At 45.9% G+C, this 4,262-nt stretch carries 2 protein-coding genes; both read right to left on the bottom strand.

Annotation, left to right across the window (positions count from 1 at the left end):
- Positions 1-129: 129 nt before the first annotated feature.
- The gene (locus tag AC4GME_RS17655; protein ID WP_490376903.1) at positions 130-2,301 is read right to left on the bottom strand and encodes an alpha/beta fold hydrolase; all 2,172 of its coding nucleotides are present in this window, start codon (positions 2,299-2,301) and stop codon (positions 130-132) included.
- 5 nt (positions 2,302-2,306) lie between these two features.
- Positions 2,307-4,196: an acyl-CoA dehydrogenase family protein gene (locus tag AC4GME_RS17650; RefSeq protein WP_490376902.1), complete on the bottom strand. Its 1,890-nt coding sequence runs from the start codon at positions 4,194-4,196 to the stop codon at positions 2,307-2,309.
- Positions 4,197-4,262 lie beyond the last annotated feature (66 nt).

The following is a 4,262-nucleotide window of genomic DNA, read 5'->3' as shown; positions in this document are numbered from 1 at the left end:
AGTTAATCGCTCGAAAGGCCCTCATACTGTGCCTTATTCTGGTCTCCGAGCTGAGCCCTGATAAAGCACCTTGAGGTATCATGGGTATAAACTCAATTAAAAATAGGATGATTACAAAAAGAGGAAAAACTAAATCGTCTCCATAAATTTTTCCACCTCCTTAAACACCTCCAGGCTTGCATCACCGCGAACAATTACATGACGCTTAAACACAATCTCCTCAAGTTTTTTTTGTGATGAGCTGACCTTGTTCATGATTTCTGTTGCCCCCGACGGATCCAGCAGCGGATCTTCACTGCCCTGTATAACGAGCAGAGGCGCACAAATCTCGGCAAGTTTTTCCTGACAAGCTGTCTGCAATTCTAAGAATCGTCGCAGACCACCAATATATATCTGCTCGTAGTTAGTATCGGGGTTCTCGGATATGTTTTCAACCCACTTAACGGCCCCACCCTGCAAGGAAACACTCTCCAGCGCCTTGTTCCATCTATCGAGCATAGGTGAAAACAGGGAGGATTTATGACGAAGCCTCAGCGCGGGATTAATAGCCACAATGCCTGCAACATTATCGATCGGACCGGCACCTTTTAACAGGGCAAGCAGGGCTCCTGCAGAAAATCCGCCCACCACCACCTTCGAATGATAATGTGCAAGAACCGCGTAACCGCGTTTAAATGATTCGTTCCAAGCTTTGACGGTTGCACTGTCCAACTCCTTGGCATGGGTGCCATGTCCGGTAAGCCGCACCAAATAGACCCCATATCCTAGTTGATTTAGATATTTAGCCAGTTCAAGCATCTCACCGGGAGAAGCCAAAAAACCGTGCGCTAAAACAATGCCTGCTTTGTTTTTATCCCCTTTCAGATGGCGGGGCTTGCCCACCTCTCTGCTTTTTGTTTCTGCTTTATCAAAAGAGCGCATCCTCTCCTCTTCATAGATAGAGCAGTCTCTCTTGCTAACCATCTCTGCTACCTGAAGAGATAGCTTAGCGGCAGGGCTACGAACAAGCTTTTTAATAATAGCCACCGAACTGCTCATGACTTCAAACTCATTGGCTAGCACACGCGTGGTATTATCAAGACGCATACGGTGAAAGGCATGCTTTTTCTTGATTTTGTCATGATCTACGGATAGATATCCATCTTTTACCACCGCGACCACTTCTGCCTCAACCAGCTCCATAATATGGTCATAGGGCTTATAAGGCTCCCCGGATACTAAATTAACAGTTCCATCACCAAGACTCGGATGAACCCGTCGGTGTTGCTGGGTTTTAATAAGTACAATTGCCAGATATATTATCTGCTTAAAGGTTTCCTCCTGCATACCTTTCACTGACACATAGCGCAAAGCAGTGGCAACTAAGTGGTCCATATTAATTGACAGTCGTCTGTAGACTCGATGCATAAAAATATGAGTAAGGCGATGGCGCATAATTGCCATCAACCAGTTCATCTTTCTAGATGCAGATAAAAATGGTAATAGGTAAGCAAAGAGACGTCGGTAAGGTTTAGTAAAACTGCGCACATCAATAGCATGACCGAATGAGATAGAGATATCACTCTCCTGCAATAGTAACTTACCTTCAACCAGTAACTCCTCTTCCACCTCAGGAGAAATATCTTTAAGCAACCGCAGCATAGTCGTTGATATTAAATTCTTTCCCGGACGCAGTGGATAATAGGTTATATTTACCGGAACAATACACAGATCCAGAGGGGCCAGATCTCCTGGTCCATGAAGATTGTAGACATCCTGATAGTAGTTAATCACCTCTTCATTATTATCAGCGATTGCGCGTTTGTAATCCTGTTTCATAAAAAAGGTTTTTAGCGCCAAAGTGGCAGCCCCCGTATAGGGCGCCCGAGTAGCGTGAGGCAGATGCATCAGCAAACGTCCTTTCTCCACTACCTTTTTATTTTTAACCATAGAGCCTTCGGGAAAAATAACCCAATTGTATGTCCCGCGCATCAACTCGGATATTATCTTCTCATCTCGCCCTTCAAGATCCAGAGGGTGTGCCCCGACAGATTTCAAAAACTGGCCAAACTTACCGACAAAAAGTGAGCTATCCGCCAGAGAATGAACCATCTGCCCATTATATTTATAGAGAACGTGAGGCAATATGCCTGTCTCCATGCGGGTGAAATGGTTAACTACAAACAATGTTGGGTTAGCCCGCATATTTTCCACCCCTTCAATCGAAATTGATGAACGGGTAAACTTTTCAATCGCACTAATTAATAGTCCCGAAAAACGGAATGAGCGACTTGCCTTTTCGAGAGTATTCTCCTGAGGCATATTTGTTACTCCTCATCACCGACTGGGTAGATCCCCTCTTCGAGCCAAGTGAAATCACCGCTTAATATGCGCTTACTGATATCTTTAGCCGTTTTTCGTTGTGATGATGAGATTCCTTTAAACTCAGTTTTAATGCGTAAACGTGCCAGTCGGCAGTGATGATCCGCCAGCATGATTGCATTGTTATTGCCTTTTGCCTGCTGGCTCTCGGCATAAGAACAGGTTGCTGCCATAGCAAACAGTTCAGAGCCAATGGTCATTAGATGCCCTAAAACCTCCTGCCGAAGCTCTAACTTCTCACGATGTAATCCCATCTGCAGGAACAGTGTCCTCGCCAGTTTATGGGCAGTTCGCTGACAATAATTAACATGTTTAGCCAGCTCCCCTTGATGTGAAAAACGACCAAGCAAACTCAAGTTAACAAATTGTCTGGGATACCAAGATATATACTCTTTTGAAAGTTTAATAATAGCCGCTTTTTTTGACGCAAAGTCAGCGCCGGGTTTGATTAGATCCGCCGCCAGCTTGAGGTGGGTATCTAAGGCTTCGCGACTTAAGAAGAGCTCCATAATATCCGTGGTCCCCTCAATAATGCGATTAATTCTGCAGTCACGCAGCATACGCTCAACAGGAAAAGGCAACTCTCCCCGCGCTTTTAAAGAAAGAGCCTTCTCATAACCGCGTCCGCCAAAGAACTGCACTGTTTCATCTACGACTTGCCAGGCCATCTCACTGCAAAACATTTTAGCCATGGCAGCTTCCATACGAATATCCACATCGCCCTTATCAGCTAGATGACTGGTTAACCAGGTTACCGCCTCTATAGCAAGTGTGGTGGAGGCAATAAAGGCTAAACGATTAGAGCCCTTTTCATGTTCGCCAATAGCTGAGCCCCACTGCACGCGTTTTCCTCCCCAACGCCGGGTCATATTGACACATTGCTTGGCCATTCCCGCACAGGCTGCGGGCAGGGTCAGACGCCCTGTATTTAGGGTGGCTAAGGCCAACTTAAGCCCTCGCCCCTCTTCTAAAAGCAGGTTTTCTACCGGCACGGCTACATCGGTAAAACGCATCAGGCCATTCTGAATACCGCGTATCCCCATAAAATCACAACGATGCACTAACTCAATACCCGGGCTATTTCCTTCAACAATAAATGCGGAGATCTGTTTTCTCTCTTTGCCCTTGATCACTTTCGGGGCGGTGCAGGCCATCACCACCAGATAATCTGCAATCAGCCCGTTGGTACACCAAAGTTTCTCACCATTGATAAGGTAGTGAGTTCCCTGTTCATTGAGCGTCGCAGTCGTTTTCATATGCGCGGGATCAGATCCGACACTGGGTTCGGTTAAAGCAAAAGCAGAGATAGCCCCCTCTCTAAAGCGCGGAAGGAAACGTTTTTTTTGCTCGACAGTACCAAAAAGCTTAAGAGGTTGCGGAACACCGATACTCTGGTGGGCGGAGATCAATACCGCTGTTGAGCCACAATGACTGGCGATGGCCATCATAACGCGATTGTAATTGACCTGTGTTAAACCCAGTCCCCCGTATTCTTTAGATACTTTCATGGCAAAAAGACCAAGTTTAGCTAACGCCTGGATCACTTCATCGGGAATGGTTCGCGTCTCGTCGACCAGATCTGCATCAAGTTGCTCGCTAAAAATAATCCTCACCTGCTTAACCAGATCATCGCCAATTTTTTCATCATCACTACTTTGCTCTGGGAAAGGAAAGAGTATCTCTTTGTTGAATTCCCCCATAAACAGTGACTTGCCAAAACTGGGGTGCTGCCACACAGATTCCCGAGCGCTTTCGGTAATTTGCAAGGATGATGCCTTTGCATCACTCATCTTCGAAGTATCAATTACTACCTTATTCTCATCTGGTAAGCTCATAGTGACTCCTTTTCCTACTAATATACCCAAACCACTTCAAGATGCAGATTCAGAGCTTCGCCCGGA

The sequence above is a fragment of the Psychromonas sp. genome, from assembly GCF_983033635.1.
Note: the sequence above shows the minus strand (reverse complement) of the source record. Positions and strands in the feature narration are given on the sequence as shown.

Coding starts and splice junctions, on each gene's coding strand:
- AC4GME_RS17650 (WP_490376902.1), bottom strand. CDS start 4,196: ATGAGCTTACCAGATGAGAATAAGGTAGTAATTGATACTTCGAAGATG.
- AC4GME_RS17655 (WP_490376903.1), bottom strand. CDS start 2,301: ATGCCTCAGGAGAATACTCTCGAAAAGGCAAGTCGCTCATTCCGTTTT.